Annotated in this window: 24 protein-coding genes; 8 read left to right on the forward strand and 16 right to left on the reverse strand. The window is 66.7% G+C overall.

The features are described from left to right. Positions 1-103: 103 nt before the first annotated feature. Entirely contained in the window at positions 104-814 is a 711-nt protein-coding gene (locus DFR40_RS16940) for a response regulator (protein ID WP_170160172.1), read from the forward strand. Between the two features lie 89 nt (positions 815-903). Here the strand turns inward: DFR40_RS16940 and DFR40_RS07175 are convergent, their stop codons facing one another. Continuing rightward, a complete protein-coding gene (locus tag DFR40_RS07175; protein WP_121457797.1) occupies positions 904-2,778 on the reverse strand; it encodes a TolC family outer membrane protein in 1,875 nt (624 codons plus the stop codon). 230 nt (positions 2,779-3,008) lie between these two features. Beyond that, positions 3,009-4,325: a sigma-54 interaction domain-containing protein gene (locus DFR40_RS07180; protein ID WP_245985628.1), complete on the reverse strand. Its 1,317-nt coding sequence runs from the start codon at positions 4,323-4,325 to the stop codon at positions 3,009-3,011. 335 nt (positions 4,326-4,660) lie between these two features. On the opposite strand from DFR40_RS07180, the gene ccoG reads away from it, so the two are divergent. Then, positions 4,661-6,067 carry a cytochrome c oxidase accessory protein CcoG gene (ccoG, locus tag DFR40_RS07185; RefSeq protein WP_121457799.1) on the forward strand — a complete coding sequence of 469 codons (1,407 nt, stop codon included), beginning with the start codon at positions 4,661-4,663 and terminating at the stop codon, positions 6,065-6,067. Positions 6,068-6,100: 33 nt separating this feature from the next. On the opposite strand, the gene DFR40_RS07190 is transcribed toward ccoG, so the two are convergent. Continuing rightward, positions 6,101-6,967 carry an alpha/beta hydrolase gene (locus DFR40_RS07190; RefSeq protein ID WP_121457800.1) on the reverse strand — a complete coding sequence of 289 codons (867 nt, stop codon included), beginning with the start codon at positions 6,965-6,967 and terminating at the stop codon, positions 6,101-6,103. Between the two features lie 16 nt (positions 6,968-6,983). After that, positions 6,984-8,024, reverse strand: a complete 1,041-nt coding sequence (locus DFR40_RS07195) for a TDT family transporter (protein ID WP_121457801.1) — start codon at positions 8,022-8,024, stop codon at positions 6,984-6,986. 150 nt (positions 8,025-8,174) lie between these two features. On the opposite strand from DFR40_RS07195, the gene DFR40_RS07200 reads away from it, so the two are divergent. The 3 genes from DFR40_RS07200 to DFR40_RS07210 are packed head-to-tail and all read left to right on the forward strand — an operon-like array spanning position 8,175 to position 10,424. Then, complete coding sequence (locus DFR40_RS07200) at positions 8,175-9,218, forward strand: inorganic phosphate transporter (RefSeq protein WP_121457802.1); 1,044 nt, start codon at positions 8,175-8,177, stop codon at positions 9,216-9,218. Continuing rightward, positions 9,215-9,862 (forward strand): DUF47 domain-containing protein, encoded by a 648-nt coding sequence (locus tag DFR40_RS07205; protein ID WP_121457803.1) that lies wholly within the window; start codon positions 9,215-9,217, stop codon positions 9,860-9,862. The genes DFR40_RS07200 and DFR40_RS07205 overlap by 4 nt, the downstream gene beginning before the upstream one ends. Positions 9,863-9,869: 7 nt before the next feature. Beyond that, a complete protein-coding gene (locus DFR40_RS07210; protein ID WP_121457804.1) occupies positions 9,870-10,424 on the forward strand; it encodes a lysophospholipid acyltransferase family protein in 555 nt (184 codons plus the stop codon). Positions 10,425-10,437: 13 nt separating this feature from the next. Here the strand turns inward: DFR40_RS07210 and DFR40_RS07215 are convergent, their stop codons facing one another. Genes DFR40_RS07215 through DFR40_RS07240 form a run of 6 tightly spaced genes read right to left on the reverse strand, consistent with a single transcriptional unit; the run spans position 10,438 to position 15,130 of the window. Beyond that, positions 10,438-10,653, reverse strand: a complete 216-nt coding sequence (locus tag DFR40_RS07215) for an RNA-binding S4 domain-containing protein (protein ID WP_121457805.1) — start codon at positions 10,651-10,653, stop codon at positions 10,438-10,440. Continuing rightward, positions 10,650-11,300: a LutC/YkgG family protein gene (locus tag DFR40_RS07220; RefSeq protein ID WP_121457806.1), complete on the reverse strand. Its 651-nt coding sequence runs from the start codon at positions 11,298-11,300 to the stop codon at positions 10,650-10,652. The genes DFR40_RS07215 and DFR40_RS07220 overlap by 4 nt, the downstream gene beginning before the upstream one ends. Further along, on the reverse strand, positions 11,297-12,253 hold the full coding sequence (locus DFR40_RS07225; protein ID WP_121457807.1) for a D-2-hydroxyacid dehydrogenase: 957 nt from the start codon (positions 12,251-12,253) through the stop codon (positions 11,297-11,299). Before DFR40_RS07225 ends, DFR40_RS07220 begins: the two co-directional genes overlap by 4 nt. Continuing rightward, positions 12,253-12,945 carry an aldehyde dehydrogenase family protein gene (locus DFR40_RS17375; protein ID WP_121457808.1) on the reverse strand — a complete coding sequence of 231 codons (693 nt, stop codon included), beginning with the start codon at positions 12,943-12,945 and terminating at the stop codon, positions 12,253-12,255. The genes DFR40_RS07225 and DFR40_RS17375 overlap by 1 nt, the downstream gene beginning before the upstream one ends. A gap of 2 nt (positions 12,946-12,947) precedes the next feature. Further along, positions 12,948-14,402, reverse strand: a complete 1,455-nt coding sequence (locus DFR40_RS07235) for a lactate utilization protein B (protein ID WP_211329745.1) — start codon at positions 14,400-14,402, stop codon at positions 12,948-12,950. Continuing rightward, positions 14,399-15,130: a (Fe-S)-binding protein gene (locus DFR40_RS07240; RefSeq protein ID WP_121457809.1), complete on the reverse strand. Its 732-nt coding sequence runs from the start codon at positions 15,128-15,130 to the stop codon at positions 14,399-14,401. The genes DFR40_RS07235 and DFR40_RS07240 overlap by 4 nt, the downstream gene beginning before the upstream one ends. A 130-nt stretch (positions 15,131-15,260) precedes the next feature. Here DFR40_RS07240 and DFR40_RS07245 point away from each other — a divergent pair, with 130 nt between their 5' ends. Beyond that, positions 15,261-15,989 carry an IclR family transcriptional regulator gene (locus DFR40_RS07245; RefSeq protein ID WP_121457898.1) on the forward strand — a complete coding sequence of 243 codons (729 nt, stop codon included), beginning with the start codon at positions 15,261-15,263 and terminating at the stop codon, positions 15,987-15,989. Between the two features lie 51 nt (positions 15,990-16,040). Here the strand turns inward: DFR40_RS07245 and pbpG are convergent, their stop codons facing one another. Continuing rightward, positions 16,041-17,024 carry a D-alanyl-D-alanine endopeptidase gene (gene pbpG, locus DFR40_RS07250; RefSeq protein ID WP_121457810.1) on the reverse strand — a complete coding sequence of 328 codons (984 nt, stop codon included), beginning with the start codon at positions 17,022-17,024 and terminating at the stop codon, positions 16,041-16,043. Between the two features lie 103 nt (positions 17,025-17,127). Next, on the reverse strand, positions 17,128-19,407 hold the full coding sequence (locus tag DFR40_RS07255) for an NADP-dependent malic enzyme (RefSeq protein ID WP_121457811.1): 2,280 nt from the start codon (positions 19,405-19,407) through the stop codon (positions 17,128-17,130). Positions 19,408-19,652: 245 nt separating this feature from the next. On the opposite strand from DFR40_RS07255, the gene DFR40_RS07260 reads away from it, so the two are divergent. After that, complete coding sequence (locus DFR40_RS07260) at positions 19,653-21,497, forward strand: phosphoenolpyruvate carboxykinase (GTP) (protein WP_121457812.1); 1,845 nt, start codon at positions 19,653-19,655, stop codon at positions 21,495-21,497. 62 nt (positions 21,498-21,559) lie between these two features. Beyond that, positions 21,560-22,720, forward strand: coding sequence for a pyridoxal phosphate-dependent aminotransferase (locus DFR40_RS07265; protein WP_121457813.1), 1,161 nt, complete (start codon positions 21,560-21,562; stop codon positions 22,718-22,720). Here DFR40_RS07265 and ampD read toward each other — a convergent pair. The 4 genes from ampD to DFR40_RS07285 are packed head-to-tail and all read right to left on the reverse strand — an operon-like array spanning position 22,697 to position 26,415. Continuing rightward, positions 22,697-23,269, reverse strand: a complete 573-nt coding sequence (ampD, locus tag DFR40_RS07270) for a 1,6-anhydro-N-acetylmuramyl-L-alanine amidase AmpD (protein WP_121457814.1) — start codon at positions 23,267-23,269, stop codon at positions 22,697-22,699. The genes DFR40_RS07265 and ampD overlap by 24 nt on opposite strands. Then, complete coding sequence (locus tag DFR40_RS07275; RefSeq protein ID WP_121457815.1) at positions 23,266-24,618, reverse strand: sigma-54-dependent transcriptional regulator; 1,353 nt, start codon at positions 24,616-24,618, stop codon at positions 23,266-23,268. Before DFR40_RS07275 ends, ampD begins: the two co-directional genes overlap by 4 nt. Beyond that, a complete protein-coding gene (locus tag DFR40_RS07280; RefSeq protein WP_121457816.1) occupies positions 24,576-26,243 on the reverse strand; it encodes a two-component system sensor histidine kinase NtrB in 1,668 nt (555 codons plus the stop codon). The genes DFR40_RS07275 and DFR40_RS07280 overlap by 43 nt, the downstream gene beginning before the upstream one ends. Beyond that, positions 26,185-26,415, reverse strand: a complete 231-nt coding sequence (locus tag DFR40_RS07285; protein ID WP_121457817.1) for a PP0621 family protein — start codon at positions 26,413-26,415, stop codon at positions 26,185-26,187. The genes DFR40_RS07280 and DFR40_RS07285 overlap by 59 nt, the downstream gene beginning before the upstream one ends. Positions 26,416-26,423: the final 8 nt, after the last annotated feature.

Here is a 26,423-nt window from a genome sequence, read left to right on the forward strand (position 1 = left end):
ACTGCCGCACGAGCGAAGGGAGCCACGCCGTCCCGCCCGGCAGCCACACACTTCCCTTTACAATGCATTACAATCGCTTCCATTGAGCATCTTTGTCCAACCCATGACCCAGACCGCACTGATCGTCGAAGATGACCCGGGAACTCGCCACGTGCTCGGGACGACGCTCGCCACGGCCGGCATCGAGAGTATTTTCGCCGAAAACGGAGCAGCGATGTGGCGTCTCCTCGGCCAGAGCCCGGACGTCATCATTCTCGACCTGAGCCTGCCCGATGCCGATGGTCTCGAGCTTTTGCGGCAACTGCGCCAGCAATCCGAAGTTCCGGTCCTGATCCATTCGACCCGCTCGGACGAAATCGAACGCATCATCGGTATCGAAATCGGTGCCGACGATTTCCTGCCCAAGCCCTGCAACATGCGCGAACTGCTGGCGCGTACGCGCAGCCTGCTGCGGCGCAGCCAGTTGCGCAGTGCGCCGGCACCGCTGCGCCCGGAAATGCGACGCCTGCGCTTCGCCCACTGGACGCTCGACACGGCCGCACGCGAGTTGCTCAACGGTGACGGCCAGCCGGTGTCCATCGGGGTTTCCGGCTTTGCGCTGCTGATGGCCTTCCTCGAGCATCCGTTCGAGCCCTTGTCGCGTGAAAAGCTGTCGCGCGTACTCAAGCGGGAATATGTTCCCTACGACCGGATCATCGACGTGCACGTCAGCCAGATCCGGCGCATCCTCGGCAATCAGCCCGACGGCAGCAGCTTCATCAAGACCCTGCGCTCGCAGGGCTACGTCTTCGTTTCATCGGTCGAAGCTGGCTGAACGAGAGACAGCGACAACAAAAAACCGGGGAAAACCCCGGTTTTTTTTCGCTTCAATGATCCGACCGGGAGCCTCCCGGTCGGTCAGAATCAGCGCGACAGCCCCTTGCAGCCGCCCACCGTGTTGCCGACGCAGGGCGTCGAGCTCTCGCGGTTGATCAGCCACTTGCCATTGACGCGGATCATCTCCAGGGTCTTCTTGACGCGGTCGTTGAAGATGTTCGAGCGGTAGGTCTGCTCGAACTCGGCGAAGGCGCGATCTTCCCCGTCCATGCGCACCGACAGGTTGTCGACCGTGACCGAGATCGTTTCGCGCGGCGAAATCCGGGCGCGACGCAACTGGTTCCAGTCTTCCCGCGACAGGCCGCCATCCGGCGTGAAGGTCTGGGCGTAGAAGGCGGTGTAGGCGGAATAATCCTTCGCCGACCAGGCCTCGGCCCACGAACGCACACGACCCTCGATATCCTTTTCCGCCCCCTGAGACACCACGGCCACCGGTGCTTGCGGGACCACTGGCGAACGCGGCGCAACCATCATTTCCCTGGCCTTGGCATCGAGCGCATCGCGCGCTTCGCTGCCGATGGCAACCGAGTCGGCCGGACAGAGCGAGGCGGCATCGAGTTCGGACAGTTCGGACGCGGTCGGCGTATGGGTATCCAGTTTCTGCAACCCCATAAACTCGAGCAGCGTACCCATTCCGGCGTAGGTACGCAGATAAGCCAGCGTCAGGTCGGTATCGGCATTGACCGAGGCACGACGGGCCGAGAGCAGTTCGTTTTCGGTATCGAGCAAGTCGAGCAGCGTGCGCTGGCCGACATTGAACTGATCGCGGTAGGCGTCACGAGTCCGCTCAAGCAACGCCACCTGAGTTGCCAGGTAGCTGGTCTGCTCGCGCAGACGCTGAACGTCGTTATAGGCGATCAACAAGGTCTGGCGGGTATCGCGGCAGGCCTTTTCGCGCATCTCGACGGCCATGTGCTTGCGTTCGACGTACTGGCGTTCGCGGGCACGATCAGAACCGCCGTTGAACAGGTTCCAGCTGACGACGACTTCGGCAACGTTGTAGTCGCGGTCGCCGCGGGCGCCGAGGTAGTTGTTGGTGCTTTCGGTCCGCGCCCGCAGATCGACGCGCGGCGAGTAGGCGGCACGCTTGGCATCGATATCGTGCTGGGCCGCCTCGATGTTCTCGATCGCCGCATGCAGCGTCGGATTGCGGCGATGCAGCGTTTCCAGCGCGGCCTTCGGCGAAGGCGGCAAGGCGCTGCCAACCAGGCGCGGCGGAATGATCACCCCCGGCGGCATGCTGCCGACCAGACGCTGGTAGCGGGCCGAGACATCGTGCAGGTTCGCGGTTTCCGTGGTCAGATTGACTTCGGCCAGGGCCAGGCGGCTGCCAGCCTGCTCGAGATCGACGCGACGGCCGACGCCGGAAGCGGTACGTGCCTTCAGTTGCTCGTGGGTCGCCTTGTGGCGAACGTAGTTGTCTTCCGCCAGATCGAGCATGAAGCGATAGCGGAGAACGTCGAGATAAGCCTTGCTGGCTTCCAGGGCGACATTCTCGGAAGCCTCGAGCAGTTCGTAGTAACGGACCAGGCGGGCCTTGTCGAGTTTGCGGACTTCGCTGCGCGTGGCAAAGCCGTCGAAAACCATCTGGTTCAAGGTCAGCGAGTAACCACGCCGGCTGTAATCGTCCTTGGTGTTCGTCGGCGGCGTCTGCAAGCTCTCGCGACCGGCACCAGCCGACAGGTCGAGACGGGGAAAGTAACCGCCACGCGCGACCCCGATCTCCTCGTCCGCCGCCTTGTAGTTGCGCCACTTGGTGGTGACCTCCGGGCTTTTCAGCACCGCCTGCTGGGCAATCTCGCGCAGGGCCTGCTGCACTTCCGGGGCGGTCTGCTCCTGGGCCTGACCGAGTACCGGATAAACCGACACGGCCAGCAAAAAGGGGATCGTTCTGATTTTCATGAGTTCGCTCGCAAAGAACCGACGTTGACCACGCCATGCCGGCACTGCGGCCGACTTGAGGACATGGCACCTCTATTGGATTTGGGAAACAGCTGTTCGACTTGATTTTAGGTTAACAATCATTCCGGATTGTAAGGTTTGGTAAAAAAATCAAGGTAAAAAGGGCAATAAAAATGACAAAGGCCAGGAACAGCCCGTTGATAAAACAACAAAATCACCAAGCCCGGTGATCATTCACGGCGTTCGAGCTTGCGATACAGCGTTCGTGTACTGACCCCCAGGCGCTCTGCCAGGCTTGCCGCATCGCCGCCATGCGTGCGCCGCGCCCAGTCGAGATAGGCGCTCTCCAGGCGGTCGAGCGGGATTACCCGATCGACGGCGAAGCCGCTACCGTCAGCAACGGCAGCAGGTGCCGGGGGTGAATCGTCCATTTCGACGAGATGGGCGACATCGATGCTGTCGCCATCGGCGAACAGGGATGCCCGCTCGATCAGGTTGCGCAGTTCGCGGATGTTGCCACTGAAACGGCGCCCGGAAAGCCAGGCTTGCGCGGCCTCGGTGAAGCGCCGGCCGGGTTTGCGGTCGACCCGGCCGAGCAGCGATTCGGCGAGCAGCGGGATGTCGCTGCTGCGCTCATGCAGGGCCGGCGTCCGGATCGGGAAGGTATTGATCCGGAAATAGAGATCGCGGCGAAAGGTCTCGGCCTGGACCATCGCGGCAAGATCCCGGTGGGTCGCGGAAACCAGGCGGAAATCGGCGGGCAGCCAGTCGAGGCCGCCGACCCGGCGGAAGGTACCGGTCTCGAGCAGGCGCAGCAGCTTGACCTGGAGCGCCAGCGGCAACTCGCCGATCTCGTCGAGAAACAATGTGCCACCGGAAGCCGCCTCGACCAGTCCCATCTTGCGATGCGTCGCCCCGGTGAAGGCGCCCTTCTCGTAACCGAACAATTCGGCCTCGAACAGCGTTTCCGTCATCCCGGCGCAGTCGACCGCGACAAAGGGACCATCGGCACGGGCACTGGCCTCGTGGATCGCATGCGCGACCAGTTCCTTGCCAGTACCGGTTTCGCCGAGCAGCAGCACGGCTGCATTCGAGGGCGCCACCCGCATCATCTTGTCGAGCATGCCGACGAAGGCCGGCGAGCGCCCGACCAGGCCGCGCGCCGCGGCCCGACTGCTGGCCTGGCGGACGACTCGCATGGTCTCGACGAAATAGACGATCTCGCCGGTCTCGTCGCGGATCGGCGACGTCTCGACGGCGACGTGTTCCTCGCCGCGCGGCGTGTGGTGCAGGTGGAGCACGCGCTGCGGTTCGCCGGCTTCGAGGCTGAGCTTGAGCGGACAGGATTCGCCGGCCTGGTCGCAAGGCACGCTGAAGCGGTGCGAGACTTCGTAGCAGGCGCGCCCGACGATTTCCCGGCCGCCGCCGAACTCGCGCGTGTAGGCGGCATTGGCGGCGATGATCCGGTAGTCGGCACTCATCACGATGCGCGGCTCGGGCAGGCCGTCGAGGAAGGAAATCAGCTCGCTGAGGAAATGCGATGTCAAAACTGGCACTCCGGTCATTCGTTGCAGACGATTCTGACACAAGGCGCCGGACAAAAGGACCAGCCCACTGAAAATAAACCGCAAGCCATTGATTTGAATCGCCACTTGACGAAAGACATAGGCTGGCACGCAACTTGATATCAGAATAGTGGAAACCGGGGGACACCTTCCACAGCTCGCAGCGCTTTCCTTGGCAAGATTGGGCTGCCGGCACCCCGTCCGTCCGGGGGCATTTCCCCCTTAGTTCGCCCCGCAGGCTTGCTTCTTGCCGCCGGGCGGGCGGGGTGCCGGCCCCCCGGTTTCCGACCATAACAATCAACGGATGCAGAACAACAATGAGTCACGCGGATCGTCAGAAAACAGCGGATCAACCCGCCGAAGTTTCCCTTTACGAAAAACGCCGGAAAATCTACGCCAAGCATGTGCGCGGCTTTTTCGACAACTGGCGCATCGCCCTCGTCGTCCTCACCCAGATCCTCTTCTACGGCGGACTCTGGCTGGAATGGAACGGTCGTCAGGCGCTGCTCTTCCACCTGGTAGAGCGCAAGTTCTACATCTTCGGCCTGGTTTTCTGGCCGCAGGACGTCATCTACCTGGCGATCCTGCTGATCATTTCGGCCTACGCCCTGTTCCTGGTCACCGCCGTCGCCGGCCGGTTGTTCTGCGGCTACGCCTGTCCGCAGACGGTATATACCCAGCTGTTCATGTGGATCGAGAACTGGGTCGAGGGCGATCGCAACGCCCGGATCAAGCTCGACAAGGCACCGCTCGACGCCCGCAAGCTGCGCATCAAGGGCACCAAATTCCTGCTCTGGGGCCTGCTCTCGCTCTGGACCGGATTCACATTGGTCGGCTATTTCACGCCGGTGCATGAATTGATCAACAACGTCCTGACCAACAGCCTGGGCCCCTGGGAAACCTTCTGGATCTTCGTCTATGGCGGCTTCACGATGCTCTTCGCCGGCTTCATGCGCGAGCAGGTGTGCAAGTACATGTGCCCGTATGCCCGCTTCCAGAGCGTGATGTTCGACCCGGACACGCTGATCATCACCTACGACCCGGAACGGGGCGAGCCGCGCGGCATCCGCAAGAAAGGCGCCGACACCAGCAAGCTCGGTGATTGCGTCGATTGCGGCCAGTGCGTGGTCGTCTGCCCGACCGGCATCGACATCCGCGACGGCCTGCAGTACGAGTGCATCGGCTGTGCCGCCTGCGTCGATGTCTGCGACCAGGTGATGGACAAGGTCGGACTGCCGCGCGGCCTGGTGCGCTACTCGACCGAGAACGCGATGAAGGAGAAGCTCGATCACAAGAGCATCCTGGCGCACATCGTGCGGCCGCGCATCCTGGTGTACACGGCGATCCTGATCCTGATCACGGTGATCGCCGGCTGGTTCCTGATGCACCGCATCCCGCTCAAGGTCGACATCATCCGCGACCGCTCGACGCTGGCCCGCGAAGCCGACGATGGCAGCATCGAGAACGTCTTCATGCTGCAGATCATGAACACGTCGGAATCGCCGCAGCGCTACAAGATCACGGTCGACGGCCTCGACGGGGCAAAAATCGCCGGCGACGACAGCGTCGACGCCAAGGCGGCCGGCCTGACCTCGTTCAACGTCGTCGTCGCGGCGCCGCCGGAATCCGGCAAGCGCGGCTCCAACCCGATCCACTTCACGATCGCCGCCGAAGGCAATCCCGAGATCACGCTGCGCGAAAAAGCCTCTTTCCTCCTGCCCTGACGCCAAACGGGGCAGACTCCGCTTGGGCGGGCGCTAGTCGCCCGCCTTTTTTTCGTCCGCGAATGCGCACTCGAAAAAGGCCAGCAGCGTCGGCAGATGCGCCTCGACGTCGCCGAAATCGTCGTGGCTGCCGGCCACCATCAGCAATTCGGCGTGACCGCCGGCAGCCGCCAGGATTTCGCGGGCCTCGGCCGGCGGCACCGTGACATCGGCGTCACCATGGACCAGCAGGACCGGACAAGCGACATCGCGGATCGTCCGCACCGGGGCGATGTCGTCGAAACGCCGGCCGATGGTCCGCTCGACGTATGCCACGATGTAGGCGCCGAGCGGCCGGTAAGGGATGCGCAACGCCGCCAGCCAGCGGCGCATCAGCGGTGCCGGGTGGGCGAAGGCGGCGAGGCTGAGCACCGCCCGCAACCCCGGTCGCCGGCTGGCGACCAGCAGCGCCGCGCCGGCCCCGACCGAATGTCCGGCCAGGGCGACGCCGGCCGGCGCCAATCCGGGGCGGGCGGCGAGCCACTCGAGGCAGGCCTCGATATCCTCGGCGAAGCGTGGCAGCGAGGCGAAGCTGTCGCCGTCACTGTCGCCGTGGCAGCGCGCATCGACCATGAGCAGGCCGTAGCCGGCCCGGGCCAGCGGTTCGGCCAGCGGCAGCAGGGTCGCCGCATTGCCGCCCCAGCCATGCATCAGGACGACGATGCGGGCCGGCGGCGCCCCCGCCACGAACCAGCCGCGCAGGGTCTTGCCGTTGACCGTCGGCAGGCTCACCAGCTCGGCCGGCAAGCCGGGCGGCAGCACCGGCCTGGCCAGGCGCGGCGCGCGCAGACCGCGCCGGATGGCGCGGTTGAGCAGCCACCAGGCGAGCGGCGGCAGGCAGAGCAGTTCGGGGCCGAACACCGCGGGCCGGCGAGGTTCAGGGATGCGGCGCGAAGATGCCGCCGCCGATCGCGCCGCGCGCGGTGCGCCAGGCGGTCGTCGCCCACAAGCCGCACAGCAGCGCCCAGGCCAGCGTCGCGACGACAAGGAAGCTCGCCCAGCCGAACAGCGCATGCAGGCGCAGGCTCTCGCCGGCAAAGGCGCCGAGCGGGAAGGTGAACCCCCACCACGACAGCGCGAACGGCAGCTGGCCGGCGGCCCGCGCCGCCAGCGTCAGCAACGTCGCCATCACCAGCCACCAGACGCCGAAGCCCCAGACCAGCGCCATCAACAGCGCTGCGACATCGCGCAGCGCCGGCCACGGCAGTTGCTCGACGAGGTTCATCAGGCTGACCGGAATAACGCCGATCGGCGCCAGGTGGATCCACACGGTCGGCGTCAGGATGCCCTGTGCCGGCTTGTGCAGGTACTGCCGCTGCAGCGTCATGCCGAGCAGGCCAAGGTACATCATGCTGCCGGCGCCGAGACCGATCAGGTTGATCGTCAGCATCCATTCGCGCAGGCCGTCGCCGACATGCGCCAGCAGCGGAGCGCCGGCCAGCGGCATGACGACGAGGCCGACCGCGGGGATGAATTTTGCCGGCGTGACGTGGTCGACCGTGACCTGTTCGCCGCGAAAGACGAAGAACAGCACCACGAAGCTGAACGTGAAATGCAGGCCGACGCCGCCCCACCAGAAGACCAGCGCGACGCCGGTCCACGACGTGAATTGCAGCCACTGGGCGGCAAGCACCAGCAGCGCAATCGAGAAGGTCGGATAGAAGCTGGCCTGGACCGGATGCTGCAGCGTCTGCAGCGCTGCCGCCGGAAAACGCAGCCAGCGGGTCAGCCAGGGCAGCGCCAGCAGGCAGAAGAGGCCGACGTTGAACCAGTGCAGCAGCTGCGCCGGCAGCAGCAAAGCCGGCCAGTGCGCAGCCAGCCCGCGCGTGCTCAGGGCGAGCACGCCGGTGCCCATGACGGCGGCGAACCAGCCGGGGGCGAAGGTACGGGAAATCTCGAAAAAGCGGGGACGGGACATGGCGGTTCTCGGTAGCACGACAAATTATTAGAATTTGCTTATTTTACCGTGTCGACCGTCAATGCGGGGCTTCCGCGGGCTCCGGCGGACGCCTATACTGGGCAAAAACCAAGAACGATACGGAGGCAGGCCCGCAACCGGGCCGAATGCATGGATACCCTGTTCCTGCTGGCGCTGGCGACCGTCGTCGTCGTCCTGCTCTTCGACTACACCAACGGCTTCCACGACGCCGCCAACATCGTCGCCACGGTGATCGCCTCGCGCGCGATGACGCCGGTGCAGGCCGTCATCGTCGTCGGCTTCTTCGAATTCCTCGGCCCGCTGCTCGGCGGCACCGCCGTCGCCAACACCATCGGCAAGTTCGTCGCCCTCGACGGCGTCGCCCCGCTGCTCTCGCTGTCGGTCCTGCTCTGCGGCCTGCTCGGGGCAATCGCCTGGAACCTGGCGACCTGGTATTTCGGCATTCCCTCGTCGTCGTCGCACGCGCTGGTCGGCGGCCTGATCGGCGCGGTCGTCGTCGGCGTCGGCGTCGACCATGTCGTCTGGGGCTTCGCCGAACTCGCCGACGGCCGCCTGAGCGGCATCGTCAAGGTCCTCGCCGCGCTGGTGCTGTCGCCGCTGCTCGGCTTCTGGGCCGGCTTCCTGATCCATCGCCTGATGCACTTGCTGCTGCGTGCCGCGACCCCGGCCGCCAACACCCGGCTGCGCTACGCCCAGTTCTTCACCGCCGCCGGCCTGGCCTTCTCGCACGGCGCCAACGACGCCCAGAAAAGCATGGGCATCCTGACCCTGGTGCTGCTGCTCGGCGGCTTCATCCCGCATTTCGAGGTGCCGTTCTGGGTGATGCTCGCCTGCGCCTCGGCGATCACCCTCGGCATCCTCTCCGGCGGCTGGCGCATCGTGCGCACCCTCGGCTTCGCCATCTACCGGGTGCGCCCGGTGCATGCGCTCGGCTCGCAGCTGACCTCGGCGCTGGTGATCATGGGCGCCTCGCTCGGCGGCGCACCGGTATCGACAACCCACATCGTCGCCACCTCGATCATGGGCATCGGCGCCTCGGAACGGCCGCGCGCGGTGCGCTGGGCGAAGGCCAAGGACATCGCGACAACCTGGCTGATCACCATTCCCGGCGCCGCCCTCGTCGCCATCCAGGCTTATGCCCTGGTCCATCTTTTCCTCGGAGGCCATCCATGAATCCAGGCGCCGCCCCGCCCTCGCTGTTCGCCCGGCTGCTCGAACGCATCTTTCCCAAGATGCCCGACTTCTTCGCGATGCTGACGCTGCAGTGCCAGCAGGTGGCGCAAACCGCCGGCCTGCTGGTCGAATTCATGGAAACCGCCGCGCCCGAAACCGGCCGCCAGATCCGCAAGGACGAACACGAGGCCGACCGGGTCAAGATCCACAACCTGCACACGCTGAACGAGGCCTTTTCGACGCCGATCGATCGCGAGGATCTCTACCGCGCGATCATGGACCTCGACGAGATCGTCAATTACTGCAAGACCACGGTCAGCGAGATGGAAGTCCTCGGCCTGGCGCCGGACAAGCACTGCCTGGAGATGGCGATGCACATCAAGCTCGGCACCGACGCGCTGCTGCTCGGCTTCACCCGGCTGGCGACCAGCCCGGCGACAGCGGCCGACGACGCCGACGCCGCACGCAAGGCCGAGCGGCGGGTCGAGAAAGCCTATCGGCGGGCGATCGCCGACCTCTTCCAGGGCGACGACTACATCCACATGTTCAAGCGCCGCGAAATCTACCGCCACCTGTCCAACGCCGCCGACCGCATGGCGCACTGCGCCAACACGCTGCACGACATCGTCGTCAAGATGTGCTGAAACCCCGATGCAGAAACTCGCCCGCAAGCTCCTCGCCAGCCTCGGCTGGACCCTCGTCGACAGCCCGGATCGCCCGCCGCGGGCGGTGCTCGTCGCCTACCCGCACACCTCCAACTGGGACGGCGTCTATGCCCTGCTGGTCAAGCTGGCGCTCGGTCTCGACGCCCACTGGGTGGGCAAGGACAGTCTTTTCCGCTGGCCCTTCGGCGGCCTGCTGCGACGCCTCGGCGGCGTCCCGGTGGATCGTCGCCGACGCAACGGCTTCGTCGACCAGATGGCGGCCGAGTTCGGGCAACGCCAGCACTTCATGCTGGTCATCGCCCCCGAAGGCACGCGGGCGCTGACCGCCGGCTGGAAAAGCGGCTTCTACCGCATCGCCGTCGCCGCCGGGGTGCCGATCGGCCTTGGCTTCGTCGATTACGCCCGGCGCGAGGCCGGCATCCTCGCCTACCTGACACCGAGCGGCGACCGCGAGCGCGACCTGGCGGCCATCGCCGCGCACTACGCCGGGCGCCCGGGCAAGCATCCCGGGCTGGCCGCCCCGGTTCGCTGGCTCGACTGAGGCCGGCGGCTACCTAGCCGGCGATCAGCTCGATCTCTGCACCGGCAAAGCTGACCCGCTGACCGGGCCGCAATTTTGCCCGTTTCCGGGTGTCGACCGTCGCATCGACGCAGACCTGGCCGTCGGCGATCGCCGCATGGGCGGCGCCGCCGGATTCGCACAGGCCGGTCGCCTTGAGCAGCTGGTCGAGCTGGATATGGTCGCCGCGCACGGCAAACTGGATGGTCATGCGTTTTCCCCGATCACGATCAGATGCACCCGGCAGGGCCCGTGGGCGCCGAGAACGATGGTTTGCTCGATGTCGCCGGTGCGCGACGGCCCGGACACGAAATTGACGGCGCGCGGCAAGGCGCCGCGTTCGGCGCGCAGCAGCGCGAAGGCGTCTTCCATCGTGGCCACGATGCGTGCCGCCGGCACCAGCGCGATGTGCGTTTCCGGCAGCAGGCTGACCGAGGCCGGCGTCGACGCCCCGGACAGCAGCATCAGCGTGCCGGTTTCGGCAATCGCGCAGAAGCAGCCGGAAATTCCCACCGGATCGGCGTCGACCGCGACACCGCTGCGCCAGGCCAGGCCTGCCGCCGCCCAGTCGAGGCCGGCGACGTCGAGCGCCGTCACCGCCTGCGCCGGCAAGCCGAGGCCGGCGAGATAGGCGGCGACGCGCGCCGGCACCGCGGCGTAGTCGTCGACCTGCTCGACGGTGCTGGCCAGGCTCTGGGCCTTGTCACGAAAACGCGCCACCAGGTCGCCGGCCAAGGTCGGCCGCGGCCCCGGCGGATGCGCCTGCAGGCGGGCCAGCGCCGCCGCCCGGCGACTGCCGGCATCGCCCTTGGCAAGGCCGGCGCGAACGCGGCCGAGAATCTCGTCGCGCGCGCTCATGCGACGACGTTCCTCGGCGTGCCGGCGACGAAGGCCTCGATGTTGTCGATCAACTGGTCGGCCAGCGCCTGTATTGCCGGCCGGCTCGACCAGGCGACGTGCGGCGTGAGGATGAAGTTGGGCAGCGCCAGCAGGGCCGGATCGACCATCGGATGACCGGCGGGCGGCGGCTCGGCAGTGATCACGTCGAAACCGGCACCGGCGATCCAGCCTTCGCGCAGGGCCTGGATCAGCGCCGCTTCGTCGACGATGCCGCCGCGCGCGGTATTGATCAGCAGGGCCGAGCGCTTCATCGCCCGCAGCTCGGCGGCGCCGATCAGGTGTCGCGTCGATTCGGTCAGCGGGCAATGCAGGCTGATCGCATCGGCCTCGGCCAGGACTTCGGCAAAGGGCGTGTAGCCAGGACGGACGACCGTGGCATCGCGCTGCTCGGCGCGCAGCACGCGCATGCCGAAGGCCTCGCCAAGGCGGACGACGCCGCTGCCCAGGCTGCCCGAACCGACAACACCCAGCGTGGCGCCGTGCAGGTCGCGGATCGGATGGTCGAACAGGCAGAACTGCTCGGCTTGCTGCCAGCGACCGGCAGCGACCGTCTCGCGCCAGGCGAAGAGATTGCGCGAGAGCGCCAGCAGCAGTGCGAAGACGTGCTCGGGAATGGTCTGCGCGGCGTAACCGCGGATGTTGCTGACGACGATGCCGCGCCGGCGGCAGGCCTCGAGGTCAACGATGTTGGTACCGGTGGCGGCGACCGCGACCATTTTCAGCGCCGGCAGCGCGTCGACCGCAAACGCCGGCAGCGGCGCCTTGTTGACGATCGCGATGGTCGCCCCTTGCAGGCGCTCGACGACCTCGCCGGGCGCCGTCTTCGGATACTCGACCCAGGTGTGCTCGAAGGCCGGCCGGCGCACGTCGGCGACGATCGACTCGCGCTCGAGGTAAACGATCCGTTGCATCAGGCGGCAGCGAAGGCAGTGCCGTACTTGCCGGCGAGTTCGCCGACACGGGCGCCGAGCGCCGCGTCGCCGACAAAGCGCAGGCGGTCGACACCGGCGGCGCACAGGCCCTCGATCACCGGCCCGTCGCCGTGCACCAGGTTGAGCACGCCGGCCGGCCAGTCGGCGCGAGTCGCCAGTTCGCACAGCGCAAAGGCCGCCGACGGCGCCTGCGGGCTCGGCTTGACGACCAGCGTCGCACCGGCGAGCAGTGCCGGCACGGCTGCCTCGACCAGCCCGGCCAGCGGCCTGCCGGCGTCGACCACCAGGCCGGCAACGCCGGTCTCGCCGACCGCCAGCGTGCGCAGCCCGGCGACCGCGGCGGCGACCTCGGCCGCCGCGTCAGCCTCGGCGCAACCGCTGTCCTGGCTGAGCAACTTGGCGAAATGGCCAGCGTAGCGCTCGAGTCCGTCGGCCAGGCGGCCCAGGCAGACCTGGCGCGCCGACAGGCCCATCGCCGCCCAGGCGCCCTGGGCATCGCGGGCGGCGGCAACCGCCTGCGCCGCTTCCCCGGCGGCACACATCGGCACGCGGTAGCGGGCCTCGCCGCTGACCGGGTTGACCACGTCGAAGAAGCGCTCGCCCATGGTCAGGCAGGCCCGGCCGTTGATCCAGAGCGGAATGGCCATCGGGCCGTCGGGTGCGAATTCCATCGTCAGTCTCGCTTTCTTGCTGCGTATTGTTCGAAAAATGTGCGGCCGCCGGCGACCGGCAGGTCGCGTGCAGCGGTCCACCCCGGCGCGAAGCCGAAAATGCGGATGCGTCCCTGGCCGTCGGCCAGCCAGTTCAGGTAACGCGCGGCGATCCGGGTCAGCGCCCGGTACAGCCGCGGCCGACCGGCGATCCAGGCCCAGGCGCGCAGGCCGAAGCGCTCGCCCCAAGGGCGCAGGCCGCGCCGCTGCTGCTCCTGGCGCAGGCCGTGCATCAGCTCGGGCAGCGGGATGCGCACCGGGCAGACGTTCGAGCACTGGCGGCAGCCGGTGGACGCGTGCGGCAGGTCGAGCGCGTTCTCGATGCCGGTGTACAAGGGCGTCAGCACCGACCCCATCGGCCCCGGATAGACCCAGCCGTAAGCGTGACCGCCGAGCGAAAAATAGACCGGGCAGTGGTTCATGCAGGCGCCGCAGCGGATGCAGCGCAGGATCTCGCGGTAGTGCGAACCGACGACGTCGGCACGACCGTTGTCGACCAGGATGAAGACGGTCTTGGTCGGCCCCTCGCTTTCGTCGTCGGCGCGCGTGCCGGTGAGCAGCGAGACATAGTTGGAGATCGTCTGGCCGGTTGCCGAACGCGGCAGCAGGCGCATCAGCGTCGCGAAGTCCTCGAGCGTCGGAACCACCTTCTCGATCCCGGTAACGACCACATGCACGCGCGGCAGCGTCGTCACCATGCGGCCGTTGCCCTCGTTGGTGACCAGCGCCGCGGTGCCGGTCTCGGCGATCAGGAAGTTGGCGCCGGAAATGCCCATGTCGGCCGACAGGAAATGCTGGCGCAGCACGCCGCGAGCTTCGCGGGTGAGCGCCGGAATGTCGTCGGAAGTGCGCGGCTGTTGCGGTCGACCGTGGTTTTCGGCAAATAATGCCTCGACCTCGGCCAGCGTCTTGTGCACCGCCGGCGCGATGATGTGCGAGGGCGCTTCGCCGGCAAGCTGGATGATGTACTCGCCGAGGTCGGTCTCGACCGGCTCGATGCCGGCGGCGGCGAGCGCGGCGTTGAGATGCGCCTCCTCGGAGAGCATCGACTTCGACTTGGTGGCCTTGCGCACGCCGTGGCGGCGAGCGACATCGATGACCAGGTCGCAGATCTCGGCGCCGTCGCGCGCCCACAGCACCTCGGCGCCGCGCGCCCGGGCGTTTTCCTCGAAGATTTCGAGCCAGACGTCGAGATCGCCGAGAACCCGGTCGCGGATGCCGGCACAGGCATCGCGCAACTGCTCGAACTCGAGCCCGTCGTCAGGCAGCGCCGCGATAGCCTTGGCACGCTTGCCGGAGAAGAGCGGCTTGGCCTTCTGCAAGGCCTTCTGCAGCACCGGGTTGCGGGTCTTGACGGCAGCCTGGGCGGTGAACGACATCGCCTGCGAATGCGCCGCGTTGTGCCGGGTGACGCTCATCGGGGCTCCTCGCCGGCAAGCACTTCGGCGAAGTGGAGGACGCGCGTCGTCTCGTCGCCGCGCCGGCGCAAGCGGCCCTCGATGTTGAGCAGGCAGCCGAGATCGCCGCCAACCACCGCATCGGCACCGGCCGCGGCAATCGATTCGCACTTGCGGTCGACGATGCGCGCCGAGATGTCGGCGTAGTTCTCCGCGAAGGCGCCGCCGAAACCGCAGCACTCCTCGCAATCGGCCATCTCGGTCAGGCTCAGGCCACGCACCCGGCCCAGCAGGGCACGCGGCTGGGCCTTGATGCCGAGACCGCGCAAGCCCTTGCACGAGTCGTGGTAAGTGACGCGGCCGGCAAACTCGCCGGGCGGCAGCAGCGGGGGCTCCTGCCCGGCAAGGAATTCGCTCAGTTCGCGGGTCCGCGCCGCCAAGGCCTGTGCCCGCGGCCCCCAGACGGGATCGTCGGCGAACAGCTTGGGATAGGTCAGGCGGATCTGCTCGGCGCAGGAGCCGGAGGGCACGACCACCGCATCGTAGGCTTCCAGCTCGGCAATCGTCTGGCGCGCCAGGTCCTCGGCAAGCGGGCGGTTTCCGGCGCTCCAGGCCGGTTGACCGCAACAGGTCTGGCCCGGCGGCACGACCACCTCGTTGCCGCTCGCCTCGAGCAGGCGCAAGGCGGCAAAGCCCACGGCTGGGCGCATCAGGTCTACGAGGCAGGTAACGAATAAGGCGATCCGCATGCTAATATTGCGCCGCACAAGAAGGCAAAGTAGCCAATGCTACTCAAACCCCGCAAATAAAGGAATCCAGTTGTCAGAAGCAGCCGAGGGCGCCACCCGCACGCCCGGTTCGATCCAGGTCATCGAGCGCATGATGTCGCTGCTCGACGCGCTTGCCGCCGCCCCCGACGCCGCCAGCCTGAAACAGCTGGCCGGCGCCACCGAACTGCATCCGTCGACCGCCCACCGCATCCTCGCAGCGATGTGCAACGCCCGTTTCGTCGAACGCCAGGACGCCGGCACCTATCGCCTCGGCATCCGTCTGCTCGAGCTCGGCAACATCGTCAAGTCGCGGATCAACCTGCGCGAAGTCGCCCTGCCCTACATGCAGGAACTGCACGAGAAGATCGGCGAAGCGATCAACCTCGGCGCCCGTCACGACGACGAAATCGTCTATCTCGAGCGGACCTCGTCGGGCCGCTCGCTGGTTCGCGTCGTCTATCTCGTCGGCGGCCGTGCGCCGCTGCACCTGACCTCGCTCGGCAAGCTCTTCCTCGCCGCCGAGGGCACCCAGCGCGTCCGCGAATATGCCCGCCGCACCGGCCTGCCGGGCAAGACGCCGCACTCGCTGACCACCCTCGAAGGCCTCGAGAAGGAACTCGACAAGGTCCGTCGCCACGGCATCGCCTACGACGACGAGGAAGCCGAACTCGGCCTCAAGTGCGTCGCCGCGCCGATCCACGACGACGAAGGCCATGTCGTGGCGGCGCTGTCGGTCTCGGCACCGGCCGACCGCCACGACCCCGACTGGGCCCGCCAGGTCCGGGAAACCGCCGACGCCGTATCGCAGGCCCTCGGCTACACCGGCCCGCGCAAATGAAAACGGGCTGCCCAGGGCAGCCCGCATCGCTTCACCTTGCCGCCAGGCGGCTCAGGTCGGCCGCGTCACCTTGGCCAGCGAAGCACTCTCCATCCAGCGCTTGATCCGGTTGGCATCACCGACGCGGGTCATCTTGCCCTGCGAATCGAGCAGCACGATGACCACCGGCTTGTCGGCAACCCAGGCCTGCATCACCAGGCAACGCCCGGCTTCGGAAATGTAGCCGGTCTTCGACAGGCCGATCTGCCAGTTGTCGCTACGCACCAGCGCATTGGTGTTGCCGAAGGTCTGGATGCGCCCGTTGAGTTCGATCTTGGCCTCGGCGGTAGTCGAGAACATGCGGATCTGCGGGTAACGGGCCGCGGCGGCAACCATCCGCGCCAGATCGTGGGCGGTGGACACGTTGTTGCTGGAAAGACCGGTCGGCTCCTCGAAGCGCGAATCGAACATGCCGAGCGAGCGCGCCTTGCGGTTCATCGCCTCGACGAAGGCGCGCAGGCCACCCGGATAATGCCGGCCGAGCGCGTTCGCCGCGCGATTCTCGGAAGACATCAGGGCCAGCAGCATCGCCGTCTCGCGGGTCATCGTCGTCCCGACCGGCAGGCGCGAGCGCGTGCCCTTGAGATCATCGATGTCCTCGTGGCCGATGCTGATCACCTCATCGAGCCCGAGCCCGGCATCGAGCACGACCATCGCCGTCATCAGCTTGGAGATCGAGGCGATCGGCACGACGGCGTCGGGCTGCTTCTCGACCAGCGCCTTGCCGCTGTTCTGGTCGATCACCAGCGCCGCCGACGACTGGATCGCCAGGCGCGCCGGATCGTCGCTGACGGCAACGTGACGCACCGGCCCGGCATTCTTGCGGGCGACCTTCTTCTTGCTTGCCTGGGTCTTCTTGGCCACCGGTTTCTTGGCCACCGACGATTTCGCCACGGTCTTCTTGGTGGCCTGCGCCTCGGCCTTGGCGGCCAGGGTCGGCAGGGGGGCTGCGATCAGTGAAAATGACGCCAGCAAGGCAAGTAGTTTTCGCCGCATGGATAGGCTCCGGATAATAGCCGCAGATTCTATCCGAGTTTATCAACGTGGTTCAAAATTTCAATCAAACCATGAGGATAGCGGCGAAAACTCAAGCTCCTTTTCAGCAGGCGTCAACCACCGTCAGCGCCGTCATGTTGACGATGCGGCGGACCGTCGCCGTCGGCGTCAGGATGTTGACCGGCTTCGCCGCCCCGAGCAGGATCGGACCGACCGTCAGGTTGTCGCCAGCCGCCACCTTGAGCAGGTTGAACGAGATGTTGGCAGCATCGAGCGTCGGCATCACCAGCAGGTTGGCCTGCCCCTTGAGGCGCGAGTTGGGGAAAGCGGCCTGGCGAATCTGCTCGTCGAGCGCCGCATCACCGTGCATTTCGCCCTCGACCTCGAGTTCGGGCGCGCGCCGGTTGAGCTCGGCCAGGACCTCGCGCATCTTCAGTGCAGTCGGCGTGTTCTCGGTACCGAAGGTCGAATGCGAGAGCAGCGCAACCTTCGGCACGATGCCGAAATTGCGGATTTCCTCCGCCGCCATCAGCGTCATCTCGGCCAGTTGTTCGGCACTCGGGTCGTAGTTGACGTAGGTATCGGCAATGAACACCGTACGCCCGGGCAGCAGCAGCAGGTTCATCGTGTAGTAGCGGTCGTGCTCGGCACGGGTGCCGATGACGCTCTGCACGTACTCGCGGTGCGTCTCGTGACGGCCGAAGGTGCCGCAGATCAGGCCGTCGGCGTGGCCTAGGCGGACCATCAGGGCACCGTACAGGGTATTGCGGCGGCGCACCTCGCGGCGGGCGTAATCGGGCGAGACGCCCTTGCGCTGCATGATCCCGTAGTAGGTCTGCCAGAATTCGTCGAAATGCGCATCGAAGAAGGCGTTGTTTTCCGAGTGGATGACCTCGAAGTCCTCGCCTTCACGGATGCGCAGGCCGGCTGCCTCGATCCGCCGCTGGATTTCGTCCGGACGACCGATCAGGATCGGCTGGGCAATGCCTTCGTCGCGCACGACCTGGACCGCGCGCAGCACGCGCTCGTCTTCGCCCTCGGCAAAAACGATGCGCTTGGGCGACATGCGTGCCTGACCGAAAACCGGCTTCATGATCAGGCCGGAGTGGTAGACGAACTCGTTCAACCCCTGCAGGTAGGCATCCCAGTCCTGGATCGGTCGCGTCGCCACGCCCGAATCCATGCCGGCCTTGGCCACCGCCGGCGCGATCTTGACGATCAGGCGCGGATCGAAGGGCTTCGGAATCAGGTATTCCGGGCCGAATCCGGAAATCTTCTCGCCGTAGGCCGAGGCGACCACCTCCGATTGTTCGGCGCGAGCCAGTTCGGCGATCGCCTTGACTGCCGCCATCTTCATTTCCTCGGTGATCGTCGTCGCACCGACGTCGAGCGCGCCGCGGAAGATGAAGGGGAAGCAGAGGACGTTGTTGACCTGGTTCGGATAGTCGGAACGACCGGTGCAGATGATGGCGTCGTCGCGCACGGCCTTGACCTGCTCGGGCAGGATTTCCGGGGTCGGGTTGGCGAGCGCCATGATCACCGGCGTCGGCGCCATTTTCGCGACCATTTCCGGCTTCAGCACGCCACCAGCTGACAGGCCGAGGAAGACGTCGGCGTCGGCGATCACTTCGCCCAGGGTACGGGCGTCGGTCTTCTTGGCGTAGCGCGCCTTGATCTCGTCCATTTCCTCGACGCGGCCCTCGTAGACCACGCCCTTGATATCGGTGACCCAGATGTTCTCGACCGGCGCACCAAGCATGACCAGGAGATCAAGGCAGGCCAGCGCGGCGGCACCGGCGCCGGAGGTGACGATCTTGACCTTGGTCAGGTCCTTGCCGATCAGGTGCAAGCCGTTGAGGATGGCGGCACCGACCACGATGGCGGTACCGTGCTGGTCGTCGTGGAAGACGGGAATCTTCATCCGCTCGCGCAGCTTCTTCTCGATGTAGAAGCATTCGGGCGCCTTGATGTCTTCGAGATTGATGCCACCGAAGGTCGGCTCAAGCGAGGCGATGGTGTCGATCAGCTTGTCCGGATCGCGCTCTTCGATCTCGAGATCGAAGACGTCGATGTTGGCGAACTTCTTGAACAGCACGCCCTTGCCTTCCATCACCGGCTTGGCGGCGAGCGGACCGATCGGGCCGAGGCCGAGCACGGCGGTGCCGTTGGTGATGACGCCGACCAGGTTGGCACGGGCGGTCAGCGTGCTGGCCTCGGCCGGATCGGCGACGATCTCCTCGCAGGCGAAGGCGACGCCCGGCGAATAGGCCATCGACAGGTCGTACTGGTTGGTCAGTTGCTTGATCGGGGTGACCGCGATCTTGCCCGGTTTCGGGTGACGGTGATAGTAGAGCGCGGCCTCGCGCAGTTGCCTGGGATCCATGTCTGCCTCCATTTTATATCGTGAAACACGGTTTTGGGATGCGGTAAATTGTAGCACGCAGTCTGCCGCATGGCATTTCGGACATCACTTAGTCGAAAAAAGTCAAGTAGCTATTTACCCTTATCTCAGGCATAATTACGGGCTTCCCAGCCGACGGCCTCCAGCCGCTCGCAGTCTTGGTGGCAGCTCCCGGCGACTGGCGTGAAACTTTGCTATTTCAGTACCTTAGAGAGAGACAAACCGCCATGACCGCACCGCTGAACGCCCCCGACTACGTCAAACACGAAGGCCTTAAACAATGGGTCGCCGAGATTGCCGCACTGACCCAGCCTGACCGCATCTACTGGGCCGACGGCTCGCAGCAGGAGTATGACCGCCTGTGCGCGGAAATGGTTGAAGCCGGCACGCTGATCAAGCTCAACGAACAGAAGCGCCCAAATTCCTACCTGGCCTTCTCCGACCCCTCCGACGTCGCCCGCGTCGAAGACCGCACCTACATCTGCTCCGCCAACAAGGAAGACGCCGGCCCGACCAACAACTGGGAAGAACCGGCCAAGATGCGCGAAACCCTGAACGGCCTGTTCAAGGGCTGCATGAAGGGCCGCACGATGTACGTCATCCCGTTCTCGATGGGTCCGCTCGGTTCGCCGATCGCCCACATCGGCGTTGAAATCTCCGATTCCGCCTACGTCGTCGTCAACATGCGCACGATGACCCGCATGGGCGCCAAGGTCTTCGACGTGCTCGGCACCGACGGCGAATTCGTTCCCTGCGTGCACACCGTCGGCGCGCCGCTCGAAGCCGGCCAGAAGGATGTGGCCTGGCCGTGCAACCCGACCGTCAAGTACATCGTGCATTACCCGGAAACCCGCGAAATCTGGTCCTACGGTTCCGGCTACGGCGGCAACGCCCTGCTCGGCAAGAAGTGCTTCGCCCTGCGCATCGCCTCCAACATGGCGCGCGACCAGGGCTGGCTGGCCGAACACATGCTCATCCTCGGCGTCGAGTCGCCGGAAGGTGAAAAGACCTACGTCGCCGCCGCCTTCCCGTCGGCCTGCGGCAAGACCAATTTCGCCATGCTGATCCCGCCGAAGACCCTGGATGGCTGGAAGATCACCACCATCGGCGACGACATCGCCTGGATCAAGCCGCGCGTCGATGCCGACGGCGTCACCCGCTTCTACGCCATCAACCCGGAAGCCGGCTTCTTCGGCGTCGCCCCGGGCACCAGCGAGAAGACCAACTACAACGCCCTGGCCACGCTCAAGGAAAACATCATCTTCACCAACGTCGCGCTGACCGACGACGGCGATGTGTGGTGGGAAGGCCTGACCAAGGAAGCCCCGGCGCACCTGATCGACTGGCAGGGCAAGGACTGGACGCCGGAAGACGGCAAGGCCGGCCGCAAGGCTGCGCATGCCAACTCGCGCTTCACCGCCCCGGCCAACCAGTGCCCGTCGGTTGACTCGGCCTGGGAAGACCCGGCCGGCGTGCCGATCTCTGCCTTCATCTTCGGCGGCCGTCGTGCCACCACCGTGCCGCTGGTGTACCAGGCCTTCAACTGGAACTACGGCGTCTACATGGCCGCCACGCTCGGATCCGAAACCACCGCGGCCGCCTTCGGCCAGCAGGGTGTCGTGCGGCGCGACCCGTTCGCCATGCTGCCCTTCTGCGGCTACCACATGGGCGACTACTTCAACCACTGGCTGAAGATGGGCAAGACCGTCGATGCCACGCCGAAGATCTTCTGCGTGAACTGGTTCCGCATGAACGAGAAGGGCGAATTCATGTGGCCGGGCTTCGGTGACAACATGCGCGTGCTGAAGTGGATCGTCGACCGCTGCAAGGGCAAGGTCGCGGCCAAGGAAACCGTGCTCGGCTGGATGCCGAAGTTCGAGGACATCGACTGGACCGGCCTGGAAATCAACAAGGACGACTTCGAAGCCCTGACCTCGATCGACGGCGACGCCTGGAAGGCCGAACTGGCCGGCCACAAGGAGTGGTTCGACAAGATGGGCGAGAAGATGCCGCGCGAACTCGTGCTCAAGCGCGAACTGTTCGAAATGGGCATCTTCAAGGACGCTGCCTGAACATCGCCTGAGCGATAATCGAACGGCCACCCGCGGGTGGCCGTTTTACTTTGGAGAACTGCATGCTGCGCTCTGCCCAACGCCTCGCCGACATCGCCCCCTTCCATGTCGTCGAACTGCTGACCCGCGCCCGCCAGCTGGAAAGCGAAGGCCGCGACATCATCCACATGGAAGTCGGCGAGCCCGATTTCGCGACGCCGGCGCCGATCGTCAATGCCGCGGTCGACGCCCTGAACCGCGGAAAAACGCTGTACACCCAGGCGCTCGGCCTGCCCGAGCTGCGCCAGGCGATCAGCGATTTCTACCGTCAGCGCTACGGCGTCGCCGTGCCGGCGGCGCGCATCGCCGTCACCAACGGCGCTTCCGGCGCCCTCAACCTGGCCTTCGCCTGCCTCGCCGACCCCGGCAACGAGTGGCTGCTCGCCGATCCCGGCTACCCGTGCAACCGGCACATCCTGCGCACCTACGAAGGCCGCCCGGTCGCCATCCCGGTCGGCGCCCAGAGCAACTTCCAGCCGACGCCGGCACAAGTCGCCTCGGCCTGGAACGAAAACACCGCCGGCCTGCTCGTCGCCTCACCGGCGAACCCGACCGGCACCTTGCTGACGCTGCCGGAGATCACCGCGCTGGCCGACGTCTGTCGCGCCCGCGCCGGCCACTTCCTGGTTGACGAGATCTACCACGGCCTCACCTACGAGACCGATGCGCCGACCGCCTGCGCCGCCGGCGACGACATCTGGGTGATCAACAGCTTCTCCAAGTATTTCCAGATGACCGGCTGGCGGCTGGGCTGGATGGTGATTCCCGAGGCCTTCGTGCGCGACGTCGAGAAGCTGGCGCAGAACCTCGTCCTCTGTCCGTCGACGCCGGCGCAGTACGCGGCGCTTGCCGCTTTCCAGCCGGAAACGATCGCCATCCTTGAGGAAAGGCGGGCCGAGTTCCGCCGTCGCCGCGACTTCCTGGCGCCGGCACTGGAAGGCATCGGCCTCGCCGTCGTCGCCCGCCCGGAAGGCGCCTTCTACCTGTACTGCGACTGCTCGGCGGTGGCTGCCGACAGCTTCGCGCTGGCGCGCGAACTGCTGGAGGAGGCTGGCGTCGCCGCGACGCCGGGGCTGGATTTCGGCACTAACGCGCCGGAAAAGTACATCCGCTTCGCCTACACCACCGGCGTCGACCGGCTGGCCGAGGCGGTCGAGCGCCTACGCCGCCACTTCGGGCGGTAAGTCGAGGTCGGGGTAGCGGGCGGCCAGCGCCGGCCAGTCGAAATGCGGCCCGGGATCGCTCTTGCGCCCCGGCGCGATGTCGCTGTGGCCGGCGATCGCCGTGATCGGATAACGCTGGCGCAAGGCGTCGACCAGGCGCCACAACGCCGCGTACTGGGCCGCAGTGAAGGGCTGCTCGTCGCAGCCCTCGAGCTCGATGCCGACCGAGTAGTCGTTGCAGTTGCCGCGCCCGCACCAGGTCGACTGGCCGGCATGCCAGGCGCGCTGGTCGCAGCCGACGAACTGGACGACACGGCCGTCGCGCCGGACGTAGAAATGCGCCGACACCTGCAGCCCGGAAATCTCGGAAAAATAGGGGTGGACCGTCGCATCGAGGCGATTGAGGAAGAAATCCTCGACCCAGTCGCCGCCGAATTCACCGGGCGGCAGACTGATGTTGTGCACGACCACCAGCGAAACCTCGACGCCGGCCGGCCGCTCGCCGAAATTTGGCGAAATCTTGCGGTCGACCGTCAACAACCAGCCATTTTCAGCCCACGCCGCACTCATTCGATGCCCAGCCGTTCCAGCCGGTAGCGCAAGGAGCGGAAGGTGACGCCGAGCAGCCGCGCCGCCGCGGTGCGGTTGCCCTCGGTCTTCTGCAGCGCTTCCAGGATGGCCTGCCGCTCGAGGCGGTTGAGGTAGTCGTCGAGCGTCTCGCTGCCGCGCCCCTGCAGATCGCCGCCGACCCCGTCCTCGGGCTCGAGGTGGAGATCGTCGGGCTCGACCAGATCGCCGGCACAGAGCGCGGTCGCCCGCTCGAGGATGTTCTCCAGTTCACGCACGTTGCCGGGGAAGGAATACAGCTGCAGCGCCTTGATCGCCGCCGGCGACAAGCGCGGATGGCCGTCGCCGCAGAGCTTGCCGAGCAAGCTGTCGACAAGCGGCGCGATGTCCTCCAGGCGCTCGCGCAAGGGCGGCATGCGCAGCTCGATGACGTTCAGCCGGTAATAGAGATCCTGGCGGAAGCTGCCCTGCTCGACCCGCTCGCGCAGGTTGCGGTGGGTGGCGCAGATGATGCGCAGGTCGACCGGCTCCTCGGTGACGTTGCCGACCTTGCGCACGCGCTTTTCCTGGATCGCCCGCAGCAGCTTGACCTGCATCGCCAGCGGCAGGTCGGCGACCTCGTCGAGGAACAGCGTGCCGCCGCTGGCAGCCTGGAAGAAGCCGTCACGGTCGCTGTCGGCGCCAGTGAAGGCGCCCTTGCGGTAGCCGAAGAACTCGCTCTCCATCAGGTTCTCGGGAATGGCGCCGCAATTGACCGGGACGAAGGGCCCGGCGCTGCGCGCGCTGCGCGCGTGGATCAGGCGCGCCGCCAGCTCCTTGCCGGAACCGGATTCGCCGGAAATGTAGATCGGCGCCTGGCTGCGCGCCAGTTTCTCGATCATCGCCCGGACCTGCTGCATGCTCGGCGACTCGCCGGTCAAGGCCCGCAGTTCGTCGTTTTCGGCAACGCCCTCGGGCAGGCGCAGCGCCGAGCGGACCAGGGCGCGCAATTGTTCGAGGCCGACCGGCTTGGCCAGGTAGTCGAAGGCGCCGGCCTTGAGTGCGGCGACGGCGTTCTCGGCGCTGCCCCAGGCGGTGATCACGGCGACCGGCAGGCGCGGGTGGTTTTCGCCGATGTAGCGGACGATCTCCAGGCCTTCGCCGTCGGGCAGGCGCATGTCGGTCAGGCACAGCTGGAAGCTGCCGGCGGCCAGCGCCGCCTTCGCCTCGGCGACCGAACCGGCGCACTCCGCGGCCAGGCCCATGCGCGACAGCGTCAGGTCGATCAGTTCGCGGATGTCGGCCTCGTCGTCGATGACGAGGACGCGGTTCAGTTCGCTGCGGGGTCGCCGCTCGCTACGGGTAACAGACACCAATCGCTTCTCCCGGAAACAATGAAATGGCCGCCGCCGGCAGCGGCCTTGAGTACCAGCGTGGCGCCGTTGGCGACGCACAGCTCGCGGGCGATGAACAGGCCGAGGCCGGTACCCTGCGTATGCGTGGTGAAGAACGGCTCGAAGACCTGGTCGCGCAGTTCGGCCGGCACCCCGGGGCCGTCGTCGACGACATGCAGCTCGACCCAGCCGCCGCTCGCCGCCGCCTGCGCCGTCAGCCGCACCGCGGCCGGGCCGCGCGACGAATGGCGCAGCGCGTTGCCGACCAGGTTCCACAGGACCTGTTGCAGGTGCGAGCGATCGAAGCTGATGGCCAGGCCGGCCGGTGCGTCGAGGGCGATCGTCGCCGCCGGCAGATTTTCGTTGCCCAGCAGGTCGACCGCAAAATTGCCGAGAAACTCGCGCAATTCGATGGTTTCGACCTGCGCCTGCTTCTGCCGGCCGAGTTCGAGGACGTCGCCGACGATGCGGTCGAGGCGCGCGGTGTTGTCGCCGATGATGCGCAGCAGGCGCTCGAAGATCTCGCCGCGCCGCTCCTCCTTGAGCAGTTCGGCGGCGTGGCCGATGGCCGAGAGCGGGTTGCGGATCTCGTGGGCGATGCTCGCGGTCAGCCGGCCGAGCGCCGCCAGCTTGAGCTGCTTGGCCTGCTCCTTGACCCGGCCGACGTCCTCGAGGAAGACCAGGACCTCGCCCTCGGAACTGGCGGTGGACTCGAAGCGCGCGCCCAGTTCGGCACTGCCGGCGCCGGCCAGGATGATGCTGTCGTCGCCGCCGCCGGCCAGCCAGTGGCCGAGCGCCGCGGCCAGCGTCGGCGCCTGCGCGCCGAGGTTGCCGGCCGTTGCCGGCAGGCCGAGCAGGCGGGCGGCCATCGGGTTGTGGCGGACGATCGTGCCGTCGCGGCCGACGATCAGCACGCCGTCCTGCATCCGCTCGACGACGCGCTGGTTGATCCGGATCTGGTTGTCGAGCGCGATTCCGCGCCGGCGGGCCAGATCCTCGTTGATCATGATGCGCTGGCCGAGCAGGCGGGCGAGGATGGCGGTAGCGAAGTAGCCGGCGGAAATGAAGCCGGCCTGGACGATGCTGCCCGGATCGAGGTCGCGGGCGACGATCAGCAGTGCCTGCACGGCCAGCGCCGCCAGCGTCGCCAGCGCCGCGTAGAAGAGCACCAGGCGGCCCTGGCCGACCAGGCTGGCAGCCGCCAGCGAGATCAGCAGGAGCAGGCCGAAACCGCTGCCGACGCCGCCGGCGATGTACATCAGCATGCTGATGACGACGACGTCGACGCCGACCTGGAACGACAGCTGGAGATTGAAATGCTGGCGCCAGAAATGCGCCAGGCCGAGCCCGGCCAGCGTCGCCGCCAGGTAGGCGCCAGCCAGCGCGAACAGCATCGGCGAAGGCAGCAGGCTCAGGCGCTGGTTCCAGTCACCGGGAAAGAACAGGACGAGCAGGCAGAGCCCGCCGAGGAGCAGGCGGTAGAGGATGAAATACTGGAAGGAGCGCCAGTTCGGCTCCCAGGTCGCCGTCAGCCAGCCCTGCACGTCAGCCCCGGCGGCGGGCGGCGTCGCGATGCGCCGGATTGCAGTAGTGGCGCTCGCCATCGGCGACGGCATCGCTGGCCGGCAGGTAGACGCCGCAATGGGCACAGCGGACCATCGCCTCCGGCGAGCGGGCCGGCGGCGGTGCCGCGGCGGCATCGGCGGCGGCGCGGCGCTTCTTCCAGCCCCACCAGACGACCAGGGCCAGGGCGATCAGCAACAGGTATTTGAGCATGGCGGCGA

Source organism: Azonexus fungiphilus, assembly GCF_003634965.1.
GTDB lineage: Bacteria > Pseudomonadota > Gammaproteobacteria > Burkholderiales > Rhodocyclaceae > Azonexus > Azonexus fungiphilus.

Coding starts and splice junctions, on each gene's coding strand:
- DFR40_RS16940 (WP_170160172.1), top strand. CDS start 104: ATGACCCAGACCGCACTGATCGTCGAAGATGACCCGGGAACTCGCCAC.
- DFR40_RS07175 (WP_121457797.1), bottom strand. CDS start 2,778: ATGAAAATCAGAACGATCCCCTTTTTGCTGGCCGTGTCGGTTTATCCG.
- ccoG (WP_121457799.1), top strand. CDS start 4,661: ATGAGTCACGCGGATCGTCAGAAAACAGCGGATCAACCCGCCGAAGTT.
- DFR40_RS07195 (WP_121457801.1), bottom strand. CDS start 8,024: ATGTCCCGTCCCCGCTTTTTCGAGATTTCCCGTACCTTCGCCCCCGGC.
- DFR40_RS07200 (WP_121457802.1), top strand. CDS start 8,175: ATGGATACCCTGTTCCTGCTGGCGCTGGCGACCGTCGTCGTCGTCCTG.
- DFR40_RS07205 (WP_121457803.1), top strand. CDS start 9,215: ATGAATCCAGGCGCCGCCCCGCCCTCGCTGTTCGCCCGGCTGCTCGAA.
- DFR40_RS07210 (WP_121457804.1), top strand. CDS start 9,870: ATGCAGAAACTCGCCCGCAAGCTCCTCGCCAGCCTCGGCTGGACCCTC.
- DFR40_RS07215 (WP_121457805.1), bottom strand. CDS start 10,653: ATGACCATCCAGTTTGCCGTGCGCGGCGACCATATCCAGCTCGACCAG.
- DFR40_RS07220 (WP_121457806.1), bottom strand. CDS start 11,300: ATGAGCGCGCGCGACGAGATTCTCGGCCGCGTTCGCGCCGGCCTTGCC.
- DFR40_RS07225 (WP_121457807.1), bottom strand. CDS start 12,253: ATGCAACGGATCGTTTACCTCGAGCGCGAGTCGATCGTCGCCGACGTG.
- DFR40_RS17375 (WP_121457808.1), bottom strand. CDS start 12,945: ATGGAATTCGCACCCGACGGCCCGATGGCCATTCCGCTCTGGATCAAC.
- DFR40_RS07235 (WP_211329745.1), bottom strand. CDS start 14,402: ATGAGCGTCACCCGGCACAACGCGGCGCATTCGCAGGCGATGTCGTTC.
- DFR40_RS07240 (WP_121457809.1), bottom strand. CDS start 15,130: ATGCGGATCGCCTTATTCGTTACCTGCCTCGTAGACCTGATGCGCCCA.
- DFR40_RS07245 (WP_121457898.1), top strand. CDS start 15,261: ATGATGTCGCTGCTCGACGCGCTTGCCGCCGCCCCCGACGCCGCCAGC.
- pbpG (WP_121457810.1), bottom strand. CDS start 17,024: ATGCGGCGAAAACTACTTGCCTTGCTGGCGTCATTTTCACTGATCGCA.
- DFR40_RS07255 (WP_121457811.1), bottom strand. CDS start 19,407: ATGGATCCCAGGCAACTGCGCGAGGCCGCGCTCTACTATCACCGTCAC.
- DFR40_RS07260 (WP_121457812.1), top strand. CDS start 19,653: ATGACCGCACCGCTGAACGCCCCCGACTACGTCAAACACGAAGGCCTT.
- DFR40_RS07265 (WP_121457813.1), top strand. CDS start 21,560: ATGCTGCGCTCTGCCCAACGCCTCGCCGACATCGCCCCCTTCCATGTC.
- ampD (WP_121457814.1), bottom strand. CDS start 23,269: ATGAGTGCGGCGTGGGCTGAAAATGGCTGGTTGTTGACGGTCGACCGC.
- DFR40_RS07280 (WP_121457816.1), bottom strand. CDS start 26,243: ATGGCGAGCGCCACTACTGCAATCCGGCGCATCGCGACGCCGCCCGCC.
- DFR40_RS07285 (WP_121457817.1), bottom strand. CDS start 26,415: ATGCTCAAATACCTGTTGCTGATCGCCCTGGCCCTGGTCGTCTGGTGG.